The sequence below is a fragment of the Mesorhizobium sp. 1M-11 genome (assembly GCF_001303895.1).
In the GTDB taxonomy this organism is placed as follows: domain Bacteria; phylum Pseudomonadota; class Alphaproteobacteria; order Rhizobiales; family Rhizobiaceae; genus Mesorhizobium.
In genome coordinates, this window is record NZ_LJSD01000020.1 from 1 (window position 1) to 21158 (window position 21158).

Below are 21158 nucleotides of genomic sequence, written 5' to 3' on the forward strand. Positions count from 1 at the left end.
TGCGAATTCCGACGAAGCCGGCCAGTGATTCCGAACAATCACCGGCCACCCATTCCGATTTCATTCCGGCCGGGATTCCGATTTGAAGCCGGCCACCTTTGGACATCACCTGGGTCGTTGTTGAGGTTTGGTTCGAGTTTCGTTTCGGGTCAAGCCTGAGCGGTTTGCGGCATGGCGACGGCTCGCTGTTTTCGCATGCTCTCGCCACCCAGTTCGATGCGGTAAGCATTGTGCACGAGGCGGTCGAGAATGGCGTCGGCGATGGTGGGATTGCCGATGATCTCGTACCAGCGATCGACGGGAACCTGGCTGGTGACGATGGTCGAGCGCCGCTCGTATCGGTCCTCGATGATCTCGAGGAGATCACGGCGCTGATCGTCGCTGAGCTTTTCGGGGCCCCAGTCGTCGAGGATGAGCAGATCGGTCCGGGCCAGCGCCTTCAGCATCCGGGCATAACGGCCGTCGCCCCGTGCTAGGGCAAGAGCGGCGAAGAGCCGTGGCGCGCGATGATAGGCGACGGAGAAGTCCTCGCGGCAGGCCTTGTGGCCGAGGGCACAGGCAAGCCAGCTCTTGCCGACGCCGGCCGGTCCTATGATCAGGAGCCCATGCCGCTGGCGGATCCAGTCGCAGCCAGCGAGCTTGAGGAACAGCGCGCGGTCGAGGCCTCGCTCGGTACGGAAGTCGACATCTTCGACCTGCGCATCATGACGCAACCTTGCCGCGCGGGCACGGGCTTCGAAGCGCTTCTGGCGGCGAAGTGTCGCTTCCTGCTCGAGCAGAATGGCGAGCCATTCGCCATGATCGAGGGTGCGCGCTTCCGCTTGGGCGTCGAGGTCCTGGAAGCCTTTGGCCATACCGTGCAGGCCAAGGTCGCGCAGCATGTCGAGGGTGGGATGGGTCAGCATGATCTGTTGTCTCCTCAATGGAAGTAGCCGGGACCACGCAGATTGGCGTGATCGATGATGGCGCCGGCACCGGCACCGGCTCGGGCGGCCTTGTGGTTGGTGATGAGGGCGGCGATGCTCTTGCAGGTCAGCCCGCCGATCTCGACGGCACGCGCCGAGACCGCCTCGGCGCGTTCATGGCTGAGATCGCGATAGAGGCGCAGAACGCCCAGGCATGTCCGGAAACCCTGTTCGGGATGCGGGCGGCTTGCCAGAATGGCGATGATCAGGCCTTCCGTCTGCGGCCCGATCGACGCCGCCCAGCGGCGGAAGCGCATCGGCGTCCACTCGGCGTAGCGGCGATGAGAGCTGGGCATGTGATCGGGGTTGGTGCCGTAGCGGCGACCGCCATAGCGGCGTTGGTGAACGGCGACGCGCTTGCCGCGATGGAAGATCTCGATCGTCCTGCTCGTCGCGCGGATATCGACCTGCTGACGAATGAGGCCATGCGGCACGGAATAGAAGAAGTCCTTGAACTCGACATGGTAGTCAGTGGCGACGCGCGCCAGACGCCATTCTGCAAACTCGTAGCCCTGCACCGGCAGGCTGGTCAGAACGGGTCGTTCCACGGTCTCGAACAGATGGCGGCGGCTGACACCGAGGCGGCGCATGACATGGTCGTTGATGCGATCGAGCGCCCCGGCGATCGCCGCGTTGGCCTCGGCCAGCGAGAAGAAGGTCTGCCGCCGCAGCCGGCCGAGGATGCAGGTCTGGGCAAAGCGAACCCCGTTCTCGACCTTGGCCTTGTCCTTCGGCCGTCGCGGCCGAGCCGGCAGCACGCCGACACCATAATGAGAGGCCATCATGCCGTAGCTGCGGTTGATCTCGGGGTCATAGAAGGAGGCATGATTGACGCCGGACTTCAGGTTGTCGGGCACGATCAGGCGCGGGACACCGCCGAAGAAGTTGAACATGCGCACATGCGCGCCGATCCAATCCGGCAGCGCCTGCGTCCAGGTCGCTTCCGCATAGGTGAAGCCCGACGCCCCGAGGACGCCGACGAAGATCTCCGCCTCGCGGATCTCGCCGGTCAGCGGATCGGCGATCGAGAGCTTCTTGCCGGAATAGTCCACGAAGACCTTGTCGCCGACGACATGTTCCTGGCGCATGGTCGGCGACAAACGCTTCTCGAAGCCGCGGAACAGGTCACAGAAACGACTGTAGCCGTAGCCACCGGGGTGGACGGTGCGATACTCCTCCCACAGGAGCATCAGCGTGACGCCGGGCTTCTTCAGCTCCAGCGCAAGATCCGCCCAGTTCGGCTCGGGCAGGCGGCGCTGGCCCTGCCTGACCCCGGCGCGAGCAAACAGCCGGTTCTCCAGCGCATCGTCGGTTAGGTCGCCAGACAGCGGCCAACGCAACCCCGCCGCGGTCGCGCGCTTCAGATTGTCCTGCACGGTGCTGCGCGCGATGCCCAGCATCTGCGCGATCTCGCGGCTGCTCGTGCCATCGCCGGCAAGCCGCAGCATCTGTCGTAATTGTCTCATGGTCAGCCTTCTCTTTGCCGGCATCGCCCGTCCCTTGTTGAAAAGGTCCGTCATGCCAAAGTTGCTGACCCAGGTGGTGCGTCTTCAGTCCCTCAAAGCGGCCGGATATTGATCGGAATGCTGGCCGGCTTCATTCCGGAATGGTGGCCGGCTTCAAGTTGGAATGCCCGGCCGGATAACGTCGGAATCCGCACAAAACAGGCCGGCGAAAGAACTTGCCGACGTTCTTAGCTCAATTCTCGGCGCGGAAGGTGGCAGTTCACGAAAGGCCGCTAGTGAAAATGTATCTCCAGAGATGGCGCCTATAGCCATGTCTTCGGATGGTATCACTCCGGCACCGTTGACCGGAGGCAATGAGCCGATCATGCAGGTCGCACCGGAAGAGGCGGGAGGCGCACGCACCAAAGTCGTTGCCGATACCGACAACAACGCTTTGCTGATTCAAACCACGGCGCGCGAATATCGTCGCATCGAGCAGATCCTCGCCAAGGTCGACGTTCTGCCGACGCAAGTGATGCTTGAGGCGGTGATTGCTGAAGTGACGTTGAATGACGAGCTGAAGTTCGGTCTGCGCTGGTTCTTCGAGAACAACGGCATGAAGATTTCGCTTTCCGACGTCGCCAATGGCTTTGCGGGCGCAGCGTTCCCTGGTTTTGCCTGGACCTATGCCACCAACAACATCCAGGTGACCCTCAACGCTTTGTCCAGCATTACGGACGTGAACATCGTATCTGCGCCAACCGTCATGGCCCTTAACAATCAGAAAGCTGTCCTGCAGGTCGGTGACCAGGTTCCCATCGTTACTCAGCAAGCCGTGGGGACAGCGACTGCCGGCGCACCTATCGTGAATTCCGTGGAGATGAAGGACACTGGCGTCATCTTGACCGTGACGCCGCGGATCAACAATGCCGGCCGCGTCATGCTGGATATCGGCCAGGAGGTCAGCAATGCGGTGAAGACGACGTCTTCCGGTATCAATTCGCCCACGATCCAGCAGCGCAAAATCCAGACGCGAGTACTGGTGAATGACGGTGAGAGCCTCGCCTTGGGTGGATTGATACAGGAAACCAATTCAGTTGAGCGCGGGCAGGTCCCCGTGCTGGGCGACATCCCAATTCTCGGCAATGCTTTCAAGAACAAAACCGACGGCATCAAGCGGACGGAACTGATCATCTTCATCCGCCCCCGCGTCGTTCGCGACATCAAGGAAGCTCGGGAAGTCACCGAGGAATTCCGCGGTAAGATCAGCCTGCAAACCCCGATCCAGAAAAGACGAGGCGGAAAAAGCAGAACCGAGCAGGACCTGAAGAGGCTTGCCTACTGATGATGTGGGTGTCGCACGCGATGCTTGTTCAAGGCCTTACGCTGGGCGTGCTTCTCGGCCTCATTGCGGCGGTCGACGCGCGCCATATGATCATTCCCGACGTTCTCAATCTCGCACTGGCTGCGACCGGCATCGCCTTCCACATTCCTTCCGGAATCGGAGCTGTCGTCACCCAGGGCGCCTTTGCCATTCTTGTCTTTGTTTTGATCTACGGCATCCGTTCTGCACACATCCAAATCACGGGCCGTGTCGGGCTTGGATTGGGTGATGTGAAGATGATGGCTGCCGCAGCGTGCTGGATAGCACCGTTGCTACTTCCGGTGCTTCTGTTTGTGGCAAGTGCAGGCGCGTTAGCTGTCGTGGGTTGTCTGGCTCTCGCGGGGTTCTCCACGGACCGCAACACGCGCGTTCCGTTCGGCCCTTTTATAGCTTTCGGTTTGGCTTGTACGTGGGCATTTGAACAGTTTTCCCTGATGGATGTTGGGTCATGAGAAAGTCTCGCAGAGAAGCAGCTTTGCGGCAAAAGCGGTCTCCAGACAGAAGCGGCTCCGAGGCCGGCTTCACCCTTGTCGAACTGTTGGTGGTACTTGCAATCATTGCCCTGATTGCGACACTCGCTGCACCGCAAGTGTTGAAGTACCTTGGTTCGTCCAGAACCAGCGCGTCAAAGGCACAAATCAACAATCTCGAAAGTGCCTTGGAACTCTACTACCTGGACAACGGCAGATATCCCAGCGACGAAGAAGGTTTACCAGCGCTTGTAAGCGCCCCACAGGGTGCGGCTCACTGGAATGGGCCATACCTGAAAGGCAATGCCGGCCTGCAGGACCCTTGGGGGCGCGCTTACATTTATGCCGCAAAACAGGATGGCAGCGGTGTCAGTATCAAATCCCTAGGACGCGATGGAAAACCTGAGGGAACAGGCGAAGACCAGGACATCGGAAACTGACCGGCGCTGCCGCACGTCCCGAAGTTATTGAGCTGCGGCCAATTTGAGCTTTGCCATACCCTTGGAAGGATAGGCCTTTCCTCCTCGCGATATGGTGAGCTTGATTTGGACCGCCATAGGCAGGCGCCTCGGATTGTCCCACACCTGCTGCCAGGAAATCTGCTGATCAGAGTTCTCCATATAACTGAATTCCAGCCCTGCAACGTCTCTCACTAGGACGACCTCGGTCTCAGGGCCGTCGGATTGGCTTCTGGCGCGTCGTGGCTTGCCAACAAGCACCAGATCGTGAAGCGAGCTTCCTGCATCTCCGACACGACGCAGTGCCAGGGTAACCTGTCTAAGCGCGTTGCTACCAAATCCGATGGGCTGGATCGCACTGAGCTGAATTTCTGATCTGCTGCCCTTGAAATAGAGAACGTGATCCGGTGCGGACGGCAACAAAGGCAGTGGTTCCGCATTCGAAATCATCGTTTCAAGGAACAGGGTGACGGCATCGACCTGTGCTTCAGCCTCCGATGCATTTTCGATGCGCAATAGCGTTCGGACTTGACCCATGAACGCGACCATGAGGGCTGTCATCACGGCTATGATGACCAGCGCTATCAACATCTCCACGAGTGTAAAACCCGCTGCGGAACTTTCGCGCTGGGAAATTGGGTGAGCTCTGCTCCTGACTGTCATTTTCGTGAGGGGACGAAAGTCAGAAACGAGGGGCCAGCCTGACGTTCATTCTCGTCGATCTGGATTGCCATAAACTTCCGGCCCTGGATGTCCACCTCCTGCACCTTCCAGTTTGTTTTCCCGGACCGATCAAGACCCGATTTGAGAGCGCTGAGGTCCAACGTTCCGGAAGCCTCCAGACCTGCCAGTTGTTCTCTTATTCGTAATGCTGTTTCAGCCTGATTTCGTGCTGAGGTTATGCTGCGGCCAGCCAAGACGATCGACTGAGTTGCGATAGCCAGCGCCGAGGCCAGAATGGTTATGGCGACAATCGTCTCAAGTAGCGTGAACCCAGCTTCGCTATCGGTCGTCATGGTATTTCCGTTGATGTGATGGCACCGGTCAGCCAGTTGACCTCGATCTTCAAGCCACCGCCTTTCGTTTCAAGATCGACAACCATCCCCGACGAACTGCCGTTGGGCAGAAAGGTCAATGTCGCATCGTGATGCGATTTCGTGGTTTCCAAACCCGTTGTCAGAGTCATTTTGGTACCTTCCGGCAAAATAGTCTTCTTGCCGCTTTCGAAATGCACGGTCCCTGTTGCAGGATTGAAATCGATTTTCTGTGCCTGCCCCGCAGCAATCGCCATGGTGTGGGCAACACGCAATTGAGCCGTCAGTTGCTGCCCCAACTGCCGTAGACCAGGCTCGCGTGTTCTGTGGGATATCGCTGGCACGGCAATTGTCGCCATCAGTGCAAAGATGGCCAAGACGACCATGAGTTCGATCAGGCTGAAGCCCTGTTGGTCGCTTCGCGTCGCAGCGATATCCATCATTTGAGCGCAAGATCATTGATGGAGAGAATTGTTGTCATTACCGAGATGACAAGACTGCCGACCAGAATGCCGAGCAAAATGGTTAGCGTGGGGGTCAACAGCTTCAGAAAGTTCTCGATGCGCTTGGAAAGCTCGGTTTGCTGCATTCGAGCCGCGCGCTCCAACATCAATGGGAGCGAGTTGGCGTCCTCGCCAAGTGTCACCAGGGAGACGACTGAATTGTTGAACATCTTTGATTTGTCGAGTGCTTCATGAAGGCGGTTGCCACTACCCACGTCATTTTCCAATTGGGCCAGTTGAGGTGCAAAAGGGCTGTTACCAACCGTTCCAGTTGAAAGACGCAGTGCCTCAGTCATCGCCACACCATTGGCTAGAAGCAGCGACAGCGACTCCAGGTAGCGGGCGGTTGTCGCTTCCTTGAACAAGGAACCGACCAGCGGCGTTCTCAGGAGCCAGCTCAATAGTCTTTTCTTCGTATTGGCCGAACGGTTTGCCATAAGAAATACAAGCAGAGCGATGATCGCGATCAAAGGAAACAACGCCGGATATTCGGTGGCGGCTGCGCCAAGCCCTGACAGCAGACGGATCGTCAAGGGTTTGGGTGTCGAGGCACCCTCGAAAATCGGTTCCAGCGCTGGCACGAGGACGAGTGCAAGGACAAGCAATGCTGCGCCCATCACCGCCAGCAAGAAGACCGGGTAGGCGAGGGCGCTTACGATCGCCGACCGTCGTTTTGCCCTGGCCTCGTAGATCTCGGCGAGCCGCTGGCATACCAACGGCAGCTTGCCGCTTCTTTCCCCGCTTGCCAGCAAGGCAATCACATCGGTTGGAACAGTCGCGAGACTGGAAAATGCTTCGGCAACCGATCGCCCAGCGGTGGTCAGGTCCAGAATACCCTGCAGGCTTTTGCGTCGTGACGCATCTGCTTCACTGGCGATAACGGCGGCGATAGCCCGATCGATGGTAAAACCTGCGTTGAGCAGGACGGCGAGGTCCGAAAAGAGTTTGCCAAGATCGACGGACTTCGAAAACAGGGATTTCGAAGAGGATAAGCCAAGTGCGCGCGCACTCCCGACTGCTGCCAAATGATAGGGCTTGAGACCTCGCCGCGCGAGTTCGCGCGCCGCGCCCTGTGGCGTCTCGGCGTCCACTGATCCGACGTCGTGCTTCCCGTTCGGCAAATATGCCCTGTAGGCAAATTCCGGCATCAGATCTCTCCACGAAGGTCGATTACGCGCCGAACCTCCTCCTCCGTGGTGATGCCTTGCCTGACAAGGGCCTGCGCATGACTGCGCATGGGAGCGAGGCCTTGTTCGACCGCCAGATTTTGTATGTCGAGTTCGCTGCCGTCCATATCGATGAGGGCAGCAATTTCTGCCGATACGCGAAGGATTTCATGGGTGACGGTTCGACCGCGATAACCCGTGCCGTTGCACTCCAGGCAGGGTTTTAGAGTATCGTGGGCCTGGCCACATGCCGAGCAAACCCGCCGCAGCAATCGTTGCGCGACGACACCTCTGATCGTCGCTCCGAGCAGATAGCCATCAAGCCCCATATCGCGCAGGCGGGTCAACGCACCTGCCGCGCTGTTGGTATGAAGGGTCGAAAACACCAGATGTCCGGTCAGCGCGGCCTGGATGGCGATTTGCGCCGTTTCGCGATCTCGGATCTCTCCCACCAGAATAATGTCGGGATCCTGGCGCAATATCGAGCGCAAGGCGGCCGCGAAATCGAGCTCAATGGCCGGGTTCACCTGAAGTTGCGTGATTCCGGCCATGCGGTATTCAACGGGATCCTCGACGGTGAAAATCTTGACGTCCGTGCGAGCACATTCTGCGAGAATGGAATAGAGCGTCGTCGTCTTGCCGCTGCCGGTTGGCCCGGTGACCAAAACGATGCCGTTGGGGGCCTGCGACAGATTGCGGATCTGCGTCTGTGCTTGATCGTTGAAGCCGAGGCGATCCAACTTAAGTTCCACACCGCTGCGGTCCAGTACGCGAAGCACAATGGTTTCGCCATGGATGGAGGGAACGATCGATACGCGAAGGTCGATATCGCGACCGCGTACGGCCAGCCGCATTCGACCGTCCTGCGGCCTCCGCCGTTCCGCAATGTTCAGGCGCGCCAGGATTTTTACGCGTGTTGCGATCCCTGCGAGCATTGCAGTGGCTGTCGTACCTACGACAGACAAGATGCCGTCGCGGCGAAACCGGATTTGAACATGGTCTTCCAAGGGTTCGATGTGGATATCGGTCGCGTTGGCATCGACTGCCTGATGGATGGTTTCAGCTACGAAACGGACGATCGGCGCTTCTCGCGCGAAATCCTTCAGTCGTTCGAGATCGTCCACACCAGCATCATGATTTTGTCCGTTACCGAGGTCACGTTCGGTAGTTTCTTTAAGACGCGCTTCCAAGCTTTCGAGATGCGCGGTAATGGTTCGGCGCGGCAAGATTCTCAAGGCGACCGGCTTGTCAAAATGAAAGCCAACAGCGTCGATCGTGGCAGCGGCGAATGGATCTGCAACAGCCAGCAAGAGGCGGTGTTGGTCGAGTTCAAGCGGTAGAAGCGCATTCTCGCGCAAGTAGCCCGGCGTGACGGCCGAAAACATCTCGGGGCCATCCACTGCCGGCACATCACTGATTACCGGCAACTCAAGAAAATGCGAAAGCTGGACTGCCAGTTCCTGCTCTCCCAGAAGGCCGAGTTCTGTCATCACCGTATCGAGAGGGTGAGGGGAGGTCTTCGACGCACTAAGGGCGCGCTGGGATGCATGACTGCTCAGGGCGCCAGTGCGTTCAAGGAACGCCAAGAATTCCTCGATCCTGGGCACGTTATTCACGGCTCATTTCCTGATCTCGTGCGATATATCGTGTCGAAAGACATGTTAGAGTCCCGGCTGCATAGAGCATCTGAACAGCAAGGAATGGGCCTACCGCGCATTGCCGTTGTCTGCCGATGAACCAGTCCGTCCTTCAGGATAGAGAAAGAGGCTGATAGATTGGTCCCCGCGCTGCAAGGCGACCTCCTCTTTGGTGATGGAGACGATCGACCAGTCATCAATTGTCTCGCCATTTTGAAACCAGTTTGCTTCCTGCTTTCCACTGGCAAGCAACAGGGCTTTTGAAGTCGCCTGAGTCACACTGACGCCAAGCAAGGCGGGTGCCGGCGCTTGCGACAAGACAGGGTTGGGTGATGGTTCTGGCTTGGCCGGTGGTGGCGGGGCATCGGCTACAATTGGTGCCGGTATCGGCTTTCGCCGTGTCGGATTGAAAAGCGGGCGTTCAAATGTTTCAGAATAACCAGCAGAGCCTAAGAGTGACGTTGAAAGCGTTTTATCGTCCGCTGGTGGTTTGCCCTGGTTGGATCGCGGATCGGCGTGAACTGGAGACGTCGTGGCAGGGCGCCCATAAAGACCGAGATTGACCATTCCCAATGTTGCCAGGCTGGTACCGAGCAACAGGATGAGAAAGAGCTTGTTCATGACTTGCTCTCGCCAATGCCTGCTGGGGCACTCGCTTGCAGCACTCCATAAAACATCAACTGGGCCGAAATCTCGGTGGAGCTTGTCTGCGCGGTGACCATATTGCTGCCCGTTGCGGTCAAGGTGGCCTCACGGATGAACAGCACGGGCAAAGTGGTTTCGAGATTGAGTATCAAACCATGCACGTTCTCCAGAGAACCTGAAACATTGGCGCGCAACCCAACATAGACGACGCCTTGCTCGTTGATTGTCGGGGCATTGCCGGCTGAAAGGACCGTGATACCCGTCGTTGCGGCCGCCTCACTCAACCTTTTTTGTAGCCCGCTCCTGGCGGCAGCTTCGTTTTCACCCGGCAGGAATTCGGCCGGGCTTGTCGTGCTCGCGCGAGCGGTGTTGGTCGCCTTGACCGACTTTTCCATTGCGACAATCGCCAGAAGCCGACCAAGCTCTGCACGCTTTTCGTAGACGTCGTTCCTCGTCGAGACGAGAGCGCCATAAAGGCTAGCTGTGATCGCATAGGCTATTCCAAGAAAGACAACGCTAAGTGCTATCGCGGCACTGCGTCGGACAAGGAGAGAAGCGTTCAGAAGGCGCACCAGCATTACACGCCACCAGTCGTTGCGGTAATGGTGAAACGTTCGCCTTGTTGACCGGGGACTTTTGTTACCGGAGCAGAAAACTCAGGCGAAGCGAGTAGTTGGGATGCTTCCAAAGGCGCGATCAACTCCGACGCGGAGTTGGCATAGCCGGTAATGCTGAGTGTGTTGGCTTTCGAGGAGAAGTCGGTCAACCACGAACTATCCGGGAGAAGATGCGTCACTTCGGCAAGCAGTCTGACCACAGATACCGAACTGCTTTTCCTATGACGTATCGTGTCGATCTGATCGATCTGCGCCTGACGCTGCCGCAGTGCTGTGCGAGCCGCTTTGGCCTCGACCTCGACAGACGCGATTTTTTCATCGAGTTCGGATCCGGCCCGCCAGTATCGCAGCTGAAGATGAGCGTATGTCGCAAATACCGCAACAACGGTCAGGCAGGCCATCGTCAAGATAGCTCGCTGAACAAGCTGTTCACGCGCGTCGGGTTGCACAATCGTGGCCCTGCTCAAACGGTCGATCGACATGCTGGTTTCGCGATCGCCGATTTGGACGGAGCTGATGGGTATTCCCTGGAGAGCCTCGATAACCGAGACAAGTGTCTTCTTCTTCACCACATGATAAGCGCAACCGTTGCCGGTAGAATCTGTGAAAAGCAGATACGCTTGGGACGCTTCTATCGGTGTGTTGGCCATGAGGTCCAACGCAGCCATGGCTCGTGCTTGCCTGGGCGGCAGCCGGTAGGGCGCAAGTTGTCGTTTCAAGCAAATCCTGTTGCTTAAACGGATATCGCAGGAGCGTGGCCTTCCCAGTCGAGAGCTAAGCTTTTCGACTATCTCGTGAGGGAGTGCAGTCAAAGGTAGTGGGGCCGATTGGAACTGGGCCTCATCTTTTGCGTGAATACGAATTCCATCTTCAGCCACATCGACCATACAGTCCGATGCATGGCCCAACGTCTGGAATTTATTGTGCCATATGGCAGACCGGATCTCGCCAAACCACCAATCAAAGAAATCGAAAGCCCATATCGCCCACGCGTTCATCAAGGCCGCCCCGTGCCCGCCGAATCTGAAGCTTGAAGTCTAAATTCGGCGCGTCATCAATGCACAATCTCTCCGCCTAGGAAGGCCGTTTTGCCACAGTTTTCTGGCCCCTAGCAGCTGTTTTTCCGTGCGAACACTGCTCTAAAGATCTTCAGTTGATCGTACGAAAAAGCACCGAGCCAGTTAAGCATTCTCTCATCTCTAAAGAGGCTTGAGTTGGTTCGAAAGGTGAAATTTTGTAAACAATACTCCGGGCGATGAGTGGTGAAGTATAAAATTTTTCTAAAAAACAAGAACTAGCCCCTCTTTTCAAGAGTTACACTTACCTCTAGGCTGATGGAATTGGTGGCGCGCAATATAGTTGCGATGGCCGTTCAGAAATCGGGCTGTGGGGGAGAGATGGCTGAGGGGCTAGCTCAAAAGGGATTTCGTGCGCGCAATTTTCAAGCAATCACCGCCGCTGACATTCACCTTCTGATTTGCGTAGGGCGCATCCTCTTTTCGTCGTTACGTCGGAGCCTTCGCATTACAGGCGCCGCCCTGAGTCTACCCGTCTTGGTTTTTTCGCTCGTCTTGGCGATGGTTCCGGTCGCTTTTGCGGACCCGCACGGTGGGTGGACTGCTGGATACGGAGGGAGATTTCCCACCGCGCGGGAGGCTTGTTATGCAATTTGGGCCCACTGGCACCCACCTGGGCTCGACCCCAATGAATCGCCAATGCAGGGGTCGCACAGTAGATTCACTGGAGCATTCCCCACAGACAACCCACAAATCAACCGCTGTCATTGGTCGCATTTTCAGGACGGCAGCTGCCCCTATGGCCCGTTCGGCTGCACCACGATCCTGCCAGGACCTGCACGTTTCGACTGTGATGCGGGATACGACCGTACGGTCGACAATCGATGTGTGCAGAATTTGCCACCAGAAGACGGGTTCGCCGAATGTCGGCCTCCAAACCCTACCGCCGGCAATCCGATCATTTTGGGCACGGGTGCCAAGTATTACGAAGTCGAGGACTTTGCGACACAGGACAGCCGGTTCCGGATCGCGCGGCAATACCGCAGCTTCGCCGGCGGCCGGGTCAGCAGCTACAACGTGCCGGGCCTGACCCCTGCCGTTGGCTGGCGATACAGTTTTGATTACGAACTGCATCTGGGCGAATTTTCTGGATCGCCAAGCTCTCCGACGGGCAGGGTCACGTTGCTGACGCCGGATGGCGCCGGCTATGATTTTGCATTGCAGTCAAATGGCCTGTGGCAAGCTCAGGCCGCGATGGGGATGGTCTCAAACAGCTACAAGCTGGAGTTTGTCGGGGCTCTCCCCAGCAATCTGGCCGACATGAAAGCCATGTCCCGGCAGTGGAAACTGACCGGTCCAGGCGATCGTGTCTGGGTTCTTTCTACAATGTCGCCCGTCAATCAGACCCCGGAGAGCTATAGGGTCGGTAGGCCGACAAGCATGCACGAACGCGATGGTTACGCCTGGGAGTTGAATTATTCTGCCGACGGAGCTCTCGCTTCGATCGTCGACGGCTTCGGCCGCACCGCGACATTCACCTGGAATTACTACTACCCGCTGCCGAACACGAGCACTCCCGGGCCGCGGCCAATGCCCGAAGCGGTCAAGGACATTACATTTCCAGACGGCACCAAGGTCACTTATCTTTATGACCCAGCTCCGGCAGCTACACCGCCATCGCAAGATGTCATCAAGCATGTTGCTGGGGTCGAATGGCGCAATCAATCCGGCGCGGTGATCGACTCCAACGCTTATCACTACGAGGACGCGAACTATCCGAAATTCCTCACCGGTGTGAGCGATCATCGCGGTGTGCGCGTCGCTACGTACACCTATGATGCCGAAGGCCGTGCAATTTCCACGGAAGGTGCCGGTGGCGCCAACCGGGTCACGGTCGCTTACGGTACCTCCGGTTCTCAGCTTACGCGAACTGTCACGAATGCGCTTGGACGCGTGAGCGTCTATAAATTCGATCATGTTGCTGGAAGCAGCTGGGACATTCGGTTTGCCGGTGTTGATGGTCAGGCTTCGACCAATTGCCCGGCGTCCGCCAGTTCAGTGGCTTACGACGCTGTCGGCTATGTAGCCTCACAGACCGATGAAGAGGGTCGGGTCACCAACTATGTGAATGACAGCCGCGGTCGTCCGACACAAATCACACAGGCTACCGGGCGCCCCGAGCAACGCCAGACAAATATCACATGGCATGCGACTTTGGAGGCCCCGGAAGAGATCGCTGCTCCCGGTCTGACCACCCACTATACCTACAACACGCTGGGGCAGCTGGCGAACGTCACGCAGACCGATACAACCACGCATATAGCCCCTTATGCTACTGCGGGCCAGTCGCGCAGTTGGACCTACACTTACCTTCCTGGTGGGTTGCTATCGTCGATCGATGGACCGTTACCCGGCACAGGCGATACCATATCGTATACGTATGACGCCTCAGGTTATGTCGCGACCGTCACGGACGAGGTCGGGAATGTCACGACTGTCAATGCTGTCAATGGCCGTGGCCAGCCTACCGAAATCCAGGATGCCAATGGCCTTGTGGCTGCGCTTTCCTACGATGCCCGTGGTCGGCTCAAGTCGAAAGTTGAGGATCCATCCGGAATATCGGCCAGGACCGAGTTCGAATATGACAATGCCGGTAATATCACCAAGGTGACCAATCCGGACGCATCGTTCCTGGTGATGGAATATGACGGAGCCAACCGCGTCACGTCAGTTACCAACAGCCTTGGCGATAAAACGGACTATACCTATGACGCGCTAGGCAATCTCGCGAACGAGAAACGCACGGACGTCAATACGCAGCTGTTTTTTGAACAGATCCGCACGTTCGATGAACTCGGACGGTTGAGGAAGATCATCGGCGTCGGCTCGCATGCCTGGACTTACGGCTACGACAAGGTCAGCAACCCGACCTCCGTTACCGATCCGAACGGCAACAGCGCCGCGTCATCCTATGACGGCCTGAACCGGTTGATTGCCTTTGCCGATGAACGCAACAGCAATACCGCAACCACCTACGGCCCCTCGGATCAGCCGGCCACGATCACCGATCCGCGCAACGTCGTCACGGCTTATGTCCGCAACGGCTGGGGGGAGGTCATCCAGGAACAGAGCCCGGACATCGGCACGAGCGTCTATCTGCGCAACCAGTTGGGGCAGATCACCCAGCGAACCGATGCGCGCGGTATCGTCACGGCCTTCGCTTACGACAATGACGGACGCATGACGTCGCGCACCTATCCTTCCGAGACGATCTTGAACGTGACGTACACCTACGACGGCACAACTGGCGGCAATGCCGGTAAGGGCCGTCTTACAGGGGTGACGGATTCCGCAGGAACGGTGTCTTACGTCTACGACCGCTTCGGTCACGTTCAGCAGGAGATGAGGGTAGTCGGTTCGCGTTCATACTCGATTGCCTACGCATGGGATGATAGCGGCAATCTACAGAGCGTCACTTATCCGTCTGGCCGCGTCGTCGAATATGGCCGTGGTTTAGCCGGTGAAGTTCAGCAGGTCCGCACCAGCCCTGATGCGGTATCCTCACCGACAGAACTGGTGCTGTGGTCGGCCTACGCACCCTTTGGGCCGCGTTCGATCACGGCGTTTGCCAACGATCTTCGCGAAACGCGCGAATATGATCTCGATGGCCGCATCACCGGCTATGGCATCGAGGACCAGTCGCTCGGGCAGGACTTGATCCGCAAGATCTTGCGTTATCAGGACAAGCGCAACCTGACCGCGATCGAAGATCAGCTCAATCCGGCTAACAGCGAGATCTACAGCTATACGGCCAACGGATCCATCGAAAATGCCACTGGCCCCTGGGGTGCGCTTGCGTATCTGACCGATGGTGTTGGCAATATAACCCAGCGGAGCGTCGCTGTCGGCGGCGTCACTTCGACGGACAGCTATACCATCCAGCCAGGCTCCAACCGCTTAAGTGGCATCGTCACGGACGGTACGCCTAGCCGCAGCTTCCAGTCGGATCTGGCGGGCAATATCAACGCCGATACGACGGCTTCTCCGTCAGCGAACAAGGCCTATGCCTACAATGCCGCCGGGCAGCTTGCTGGTGCTACGATCAGCAGTGCCGCGGCCGGCAGCTATGTCTACGACTACCAGTCGCGGCTGGTGTCGCGCACCAATCACACCGTGCCGGTGACAGTACACATGGTGCACGATCTTGATGGCAATGTGATTGCGGAATACGACGCCACCTCGGGCACGTTGCTGACTGAATATGTCTGGGTCGACGGCCGCCCGCTGGCGATGGTCGCCAATGCCGGTACTGCACCGTCACTTTACTATGTGCTGACCGACCATATCGAACGCCCGGTGATGATGGTCGATGAGAGCCGCACCGTCGTCTGGCAGGCCAGCTACCTGCCGTTCGGCGAGGTTCGCTCCATCTCTGGCAGCGCAACGCTCGACCTGCGCTTTCCGGGGCAATGGTTCCAGATGGAGACCGGCCTGTCCTATAACTGGCACCGCCACTACGATCCTTCAATCGGCCGCTACCTCCAGCCCGACCCTCTTGGCATGCCCGATGGCCCAAGCCGGTATGCATACGTCAATAACAGTCCGCTGATGAAGGTAGATCCGGAGGGGCTGCAAGCGGGGAGCCAAATGAGTGTCATACCTCCGCCCCCGCCAGTTGGTCCTCCGATGTGTAAAGTTGGGACAGTAACGCAAATTTGTACGCGCATAGGAATAGAAACCGGTTTTGCCAATAATTTCTGTCGCTATCGCTGCCCTGACCAGAGTATTAGGGGTGTAAGCTTTCCAGCTCAAGGAGCACAAAATGATAACTGTCCCGCGAAATGGAGCTTCTCTGGATAGTACTATTGTCCTTGAGACGTTGCCTCGGATCGAGATGACACAGAACGCGATATTCTTCGCGAAGAATATCCTTCATGAAATTGAAAAGCAGCTAGGAGAGCCCGCATACATTATTCTCGCAAGAGTCGAGATGTGGGAGTTTGCAACGGAGAAAGACTTGATCCCCAGCCGGAATCTAGGTTGGAGTATAGGTATCGGTGGAAACCAATTGAGTGCCATTAGCGAAGCACACCAAAAGCGGTTGAAGGTGTGTAATGGAATACCATTCGTTGTATTGGTTGAAACGCTTTTACATGACGAATTCATTTCCGGGACTATTATCGATCTCGACGAAAAGACAAATCGCTTAATTCAACTCCACCTAGAGCCGCCGCTTTGAATATGCGCTGTCGGAGGTCCTCAAATTACGCCAACGAGCGCTAGCTGGCCGGGATCAAGGAGCTTTTTGAGCCTGCTGAGACCAAGTAGTTCAACCGAAACGGCTTCCTGGCCTCGGCATGCCCGATGGGCCAAGCCGGTAGTATGCATTAGCTCGCTGATGTTCGTCGCCCCTGAAGGGTTATTCTTCAATAATCAGGTGAGATGGTGTGCGACCTTTGACCGTCTAAGCTGTGGATGACCTCCTCCCCTACCACCTGGATATCGTCTTCCATAGATCAGCTTGGCATAGAAGGTTGATGGCAGAGAAGATAGCTACGTGAGATTGAGGTACGCAGGCCTATCGATACGCGACTGCAAATTGACCTGGCCAGATTCTTTGCGAGAATCGGGCTTTGCACTCGTTGGCGTCCTGATGTTTTTGCTCATTGTCTCAGGTATCACGGCGTCGTTCGTGTTGGCCGGCTGGAGTCGGTTGAAGGTCGCGACCTACGAGACGCAGCGTTTTCAACTTGACTTGCTGTCTGAAGGATTAAGTAGTGTCCTCGCAGCGCGATTGTCTGGTGAAGGCGCTGATTTGAACCTCGCCCTGAGCCTTGAGCCATCCACTTGTAAGGCAGGCAACCTAACGATTGAGGCGCGCATCCAGGGCCACTCCGGATTGATTGACCTCAATGCTGCCGATCAAACGTTGCTTGCCATGGGTTTCGGTTCACTCGAGCTGGACAAACAAAGAGCCGGCGAACTCGCAATCGCGGTGGAGTATTTCCGCAGCGGAGCGAGCATCTACGCAGCGACGGCGGGCGCGAAAGTCGAGATCACAGGCGGATACAAATTCGCGTTGTTCGAGTCCGTCTCGGAACTCCAGGATTTCCAGGGACTGAATACAGTTCCGCTCCAGGAATTGTATCGGACCTTTACTGTCTATTCTCACAACGGTGCGTTGGCCGTGGCAGCGGCAACTCCGAAGCTGGCGGCACTGGCGGTGCAATACAGGCCCGAATTGGCCTCGATGCGCGGAGCAAAGACGGCACCTGAAAGAGCCTTTACGATTGAAGTTGCTGCAACTCGACAAGGATCCCCAGTCGTCGGCTCTGCCGGCTACATATACGAAAGCGTATTTCTCGAAAAAGGGCTTAGGCGAGCAGCGACTTATCCGGTGCCTGATCCTGAGGAATTTGGTCGTTCGACTGTTTCATCGCGGCGATCCTGTGCAGAGCTTTTCGGAGCGTCTATCGCGCACCTCTTGGAAAGATGGCGCTGATCGCTCGTCTTGGACCAATTGTTCATCGTCAAAGTTGTATTGCTTTTGAGGTAGAATTTCTCAAAATGTTAATCTGAAATCAAGAAGAAAATTTTGATAAGATTATTGATTTCACCTCGGATATTGCAGAATATAGTGCCGTCACCTTTGTATTAATTCGCCACGTTTCCAGATTAGATACTCAGTTCGAACATCCACTGTCACCAGCCGAGGGGGGCTCCATGTCAGACGGAAATGATACGATCATCGGGACGAGTGTGTCCGAAATCATCGATGCAGGGGCGGGCGACGATGTTGTAAAGGCCGGCGGTGGCAATGACACGATCACCGGCGGCACAGGCAATGACATCCTGCAAGGTGAGGCTGGCAACGACACCTACATTTATGCGCGCGGTGATGGCGACGATACCATCATCGAAGCCAGTCTCGGCGGCTCCAGCGACAAACTGGTGTTACAGGGGATCAATCCCTCGGATATCACTCTGATCCGCAACGGCAACGACGTCACTCTGGTAATCGGTGAAAGCAGCCCCGGTGCCGGCGACGGCGGCACGATCCTGCTTAAGGACAATTTCGAAGATTATCAGGATCGCGGTGTCGACAGGATCGTGTTCGCCAATGGTACGACGTGGACACGCGCTTCGCTGAGAGCGGCTTACCTTGCCCAGTCCTCGACGGCAGGCAACGATGTCATCGTGGGCTTCGACGCGGCCGACACCATCTCTGGCGGTCTCGGCAACGATCTGCTCGATGGCGGCAAGGGCAATGACAGCTATCGTTACGCGCGTGGCGACGGCAACGATACGATCATTGAAATCGCGTCCGGCGGCGCCGACGATCGGCTGGTGCTCCAGAACATCAACCCGTCCAGCGTCACGCTGGTGCGAAACGGAAACGACGTGACGCTTGTCATCGCTGAAAGCGCGCCAGGGTCTGGAGATGGCGGTTCCATTCTGCTCAAAGACAATCTCGAAGAGTACTACGACCGAGGCATCGACAAGATCCTCTTTGCGGACAACGCGATCTGGACTCGGGCGATGCTCAGGGCGGCGCTTCTGAGCCAGTCGTCGACTTCAGGCGACGACACGATTGTCGGGTTCGATGTTGCCGACACGATCAATGCAGGGGCCGGAAACGACCAGATATCTTCCGGGGCAGGAGCAGATATCCTTACCGGAGGTGCCGGGGACGATGTCCTCAGGGGGGGCGACGGCAACGACACCTATCACTACGCTCGTGGCGACGGCAACGACACAATCTATGAAGAGAGCGGAGGCGGCGCTGACGACCGGTTGGTGCTGGCCGGCATCAATCCAGTCGATGTGAGCATCGTCCGCATCGGTGGCGACCTCAAGCTTGTCATAGCGGAGACCATCCTTGGCGCCGGGGACGGTGGCTCCATCCTGCTGAAGGTCAACCTTGAGGAGGAGAACGGGCGCGGCATCGACCAGATACGCTTTGCCGACGGCACGATTTGGAGCAGGGCGGATTTGCGGGCTCTTTATCTGGCGCAGGCTTCTACCGTGGGCTCTGATACCATCGTCGGTTTCGGCGGCGCGGATATTATCAATGGCGGTGGCGGCAATGATGTCATCGACGCTGGTGGCGGCGACGACATCATCACTGGCGGCGCCGGCAACGACATACTCTTCGGCGGCGACGGAAACGATACCTACCGTTACGCACGAGGCGACGGCGAGGATACAATCATCGAGACCATTTTGGGCGGCTCGAGCGACCAACTGGTTCTTGTGGGGCTTCACCAATCTGATGTCACGGTGACCCGTAACGGCAACGATATCATCCTTCTTATCGCTGAAAGCGTCGTTGGAGCAGGCGATGGCGGTTCCATCACGCTGAAATCGAACATCGATGGGCACGCCAATATCGGCGTCGACACGGTTAAATTTGCCGACGACAGTTTCTGGACGAAGGCCGATTTGCTCGCAAACATCGCTTATGTTGGAGGCACGTTGGCGGACGATACCGTCGATGGCACCAATGCCGCCGACATCATTCGCGCAGGCAAAGGCAATGACGTTCTTCGCGGCGGCGAAGGAGATGATTCTTACTCCTACACTCGCGGCGACGGCAACGACACCATCGTGGAAATCGACGGAGGAGGGAACAACGACCGTTTGCTGTTCACCAATATCAACCCCAACCAGGCGACATTTGCCCGTAACGGCAACGACATGACGATCTTCATTCCAGAAAGCAGTCCGGGGGCTGGTGACAGCGGTTCGGTCCTGTTGAAAGACAGCCTTGTAAGCGGGGCCGGGAAAGGTATCGAACAAGTCGTATTCGCCGACGGAACCATCTGGACCAGAGCCGATCTGCGTGCACTGTTTTTGACCGGAACATCGGGTAATGATGTGCTTGCCGGCTTCAGCGTTGACGATACGTTGCGCGGTTGGGGTGGAGACGATGTGCTCAATGGCGCCGGTGGCAATGACGCTTATGTCTATGCCCGCGGCGACGGCGACGACACGATCATTGAAGGTTCTGAAGCGGGTGATGATGACCGCCTTGTCTTCAGCGACATCAATGCGGCCAGTGTTTCACTGGTCCGCAATGGCAATGATGTCACCATCGTCATAGCGGAGAGCTCGCCCGGCGCCGGCGACGGCGGCTCGGTGCTGCTGAAGGACACGCTCGACGATTATTACTATCGCGGTGTCGACAAGGTCGTCTTCGCGGATGGAACGACGTGGACGAGGGCTGACCTCAGATTGAAGTTGTTGGCGCAAGCCTCGACGGCCGGCAATGACACCATTACGGGCTTCAACTCGAATGACGTCATCATCGGCGGCAAAGGCGACGACGCGCTGACGGGGGCCGGTGGCAATGACACCTATGTCTACGCCCGCGGCGACGGCGACGACACGATCATCGAAGGTTCTGAAGCGGGTGATGATGACCGGCTTGTCTTCAGTGACATCAACTCGGCCGACGTCTCGCTGGTGCGCAATGGCAATGACGTCACCATCGTCATCGCCGAGAGTTCGCCCGGCGCCGGTGACGGCGGCTCGGTACTGCTGAAGGATACGCTCGACGACTATTATTATCGCGGTATCGACAAGGTTGTCTTCGCGGATGGAACGACGTGGGCCAGGGCTGACCTGCGCGACAAATTGCTGACCAGTACAACTGCGGATGATACATTGGTTGGCTTCGCGGGAAATGACACCTTCCGTTACAGTCGCGGCGACGGCAACGACACGATCATTGAAGGCATTAATGCCGGCGACAACGATCGTCTGGTCTTCAGCAACATCAATGCGGCCGATGTCTCGCTGGTGCGCAACGCCAATGA

General features: G+C 57.3%; 17 protein-coding genes. 7 read left to right on the forward strand and 10 right to left on the reverse strand.

Annotated elements, in window-relative coordinates; translation table 11 throughout:
- Positions 1-149: 149 nt before the first annotated feature.
- Both istB and istA read right to left on the reverse strand, forming a co-directional pair.
- Entirely contained in the window at positions 150-905 is a 756-nt protein-coding gene (istB, locus tag AO692_RS10955) for an IS21-like element helper ATPase IstB (RefSeq protein ID WP_054310052.1), read from the reverse strand.
- A 14-nt stretch (positions 906-919) separates the two neighbouring features.
- Entirely contained in the window at positions 920-2455 is a 1536-nt protein-coding gene (gene istA, locus AO692_RS10960; protein WP_054310055.1) for an IS21 family transposase, read from the reverse strand.
- A gap of 139 nt (positions 2456-2594) precedes the next feature.
- On the opposite strand from istA, the gene AO692_RS10965 reads away from it, so the two are divergent.
- The 3 genes from AO692_RS10965 to gspG are packed head-to-tail and all read left to right on the forward strand — an operon-like array spanning position 2595 to position 4704.
- Positions 2595-3755: a type II secretion system protein GspD gene (locus AO692_RS10965; RefSeq protein ID WP_348271455.1), complete on the forward strand. Its 1161-nt coding sequence runs from the start codon at positions 2595-2597 to the stop codon at positions 3753-3755.
- Positions 3755-4246 carry an A24 family peptidase gene (locus AO692_RS10970; RefSeq protein WP_152979802.1) on the forward strand — a complete coding sequence of 164 codons (492 nt, stop codon included), beginning with the start codon at positions 3755-3757 and terminating at the stop codon, positions 4244-4246. The genes AO692_RS10965 and AO692_RS10970 overlap by 1 nt, the downstream gene beginning before the upstream one ends.
- Complete coding sequence (gene gspG, locus AO692_RS10975) at positions 4243-4704, forward strand: type II secretion system major pseudopilin GspG (protein ID WP_082407316.1); 462 nt, start codon at positions 4243-4245, stop codon at positions 4702-4704. The genes AO692_RS10970 and gspG overlap by 4 nt, the downstream gene beginning before the upstream one ends.
- A 24-nt stretch (positions 4705-4728) precedes the next feature.
- Here gspG and AO692_RS10980 read toward each other — a convergent pair whose 3' ends face one another.
- From AO692_RS10980 to AO692_RS11010, 8 genes are all read right to left on the reverse strand, one after another.
- The gene (locus AO692_RS10980) at positions 4729-5385 is read right to left on the reverse strand and encodes a prepilin-type N-terminal cleavage/methylation domain-containing protein (protein WP_082407317.1); all 657 of its coding nucleotides are present in this window, start codon (positions 5383-5385) and stop codon (positions 4729-4731) included.
- Positions 5382-5738, reverse strand: coding sequence for a type II secretion system protein (locus AO692_RS10985; RefSeq protein ID WP_054310109.1), 357 nt, complete (start codon positions 5736-5738; stop codon positions 5382-5384). The genes AO692_RS10980 and AO692_RS10985 overlap by 4 nt, the downstream gene beginning before the upstream one ends.
- Positions 5735-6199: a prepilin-type N-terminal cleavage/methylation domain-containing protein gene (locus tag AO692_RS10990; RefSeq protein ID WP_054310110.1), complete on the reverse strand. Its 465-nt coding sequence runs from the start codon at positions 6197-6199 to the stop codon at positions 5735-5737. The genes AO692_RS10985 and AO692_RS10990 overlap by 4 nt, the downstream gene beginning before the upstream one ends.
- On the reverse strand, positions 6196-7407 hold the full coding sequence (locus tag AO692_RS10995) for a type II secretion system F family protein (protein ID WP_054310111.1): 1212 nt from the start codon (positions 7405-7407) through the stop codon (positions 6196-6198). Before AO692_RS10995 ends, AO692_RS10990 begins: the two co-directional genes overlap by 4 nt.
- A complete protein-coding gene (locus AO692_RS11000; RefSeq protein WP_054310112.1) occupies positions 7407-9041 on the reverse strand; it encodes a GspE/PulE family protein in 1635 nt (544 codons plus the stop codon). The genes AO692_RS10995 and AO692_RS11000 overlap by 1 nt, the downstream gene beginning before the upstream one ends.
- A 90-nt stretch (positions 9042-9131) precedes the next feature.
- Positions 9132-9683 carry a hypothetical protein gene (locus tag AO692_RS32750; protein WP_152979803.1) on the reverse strand — a complete coding sequence of 184 codons (552 nt, stop codon included), beginning with the start codon at positions 9681-9683 and terminating at the stop codon, positions 9132-9134.
- Complete coding sequence (gspM, locus tag AO692_RS11005; RefSeq protein WP_054310113.1) at positions 9680-10285, reverse strand: type II secretion system protein GspM; 606 nt, start codon at positions 10283-10285, stop codon at positions 9680-9682. The genes AO692_RS32750 and gspM overlap by 4 nt, the downstream gene beginning before the upstream one ends.
- Positions 10285-11322 (reverse strand): PilN domain-containing protein, encoded by a 1038-nt coding sequence (locus tag AO692_RS11010; protein WP_054310114.1) that lies wholly within the window; start codon positions 11320-11322, stop codon positions 10285-10287. Before AO692_RS11010 ends, gspM begins: the two co-directional genes overlap by 1 nt.
- A 717-nt stretch (positions 11323-12039) precedes the next feature.
- On the opposite strand from AO692_RS11010, the gene AO692_RS11015 reads away from it, so the two are divergent.
- The 4 genes from AO692_RS11015 to AO692_RS11030 all read left to right on the forward strand — a co-directional run.
- The gene (locus AO692_RS11015) at positions 12040-16200 is read left to right on the forward strand and encodes an RHS repeat-associated core domain-containing protein (RefSeq protein WP_161808063.1); all 4161 of its coding nucleotides are present in this window, start codon (positions 12040-12042) and stop codon (positions 16198-16200) included.
- A 34-nt stretch (positions 16201-16234) separates the two neighbouring features.
- Positions 16235-16579, forward strand: coding sequence for a hypothetical protein (locus AO692_RS11020; protein ID WP_054310116.1), 345 nt, complete (start codon positions 16235-16237; stop codon positions 16577-16579).
- A 414-nt stretch (positions 16580-16993) separates the two neighbouring features.
- Positions 16994-17842, forward strand: coding sequence for a hypothetical protein (locus AO692_RS11025; protein ID WP_054310117.1), 849 nt, complete (start codon positions 16994-16996; stop codon positions 17840-17842).
- A 221-nt stretch (positions 17843-18063) separates the two neighbouring features.
- Positions 18064-21158 (forward strand): calcium-binding protein (locus AO692_RS11030; protein ID WP_280138601.1); only part of this gene is annotated, 3095 nt, incomplete at its 3' end.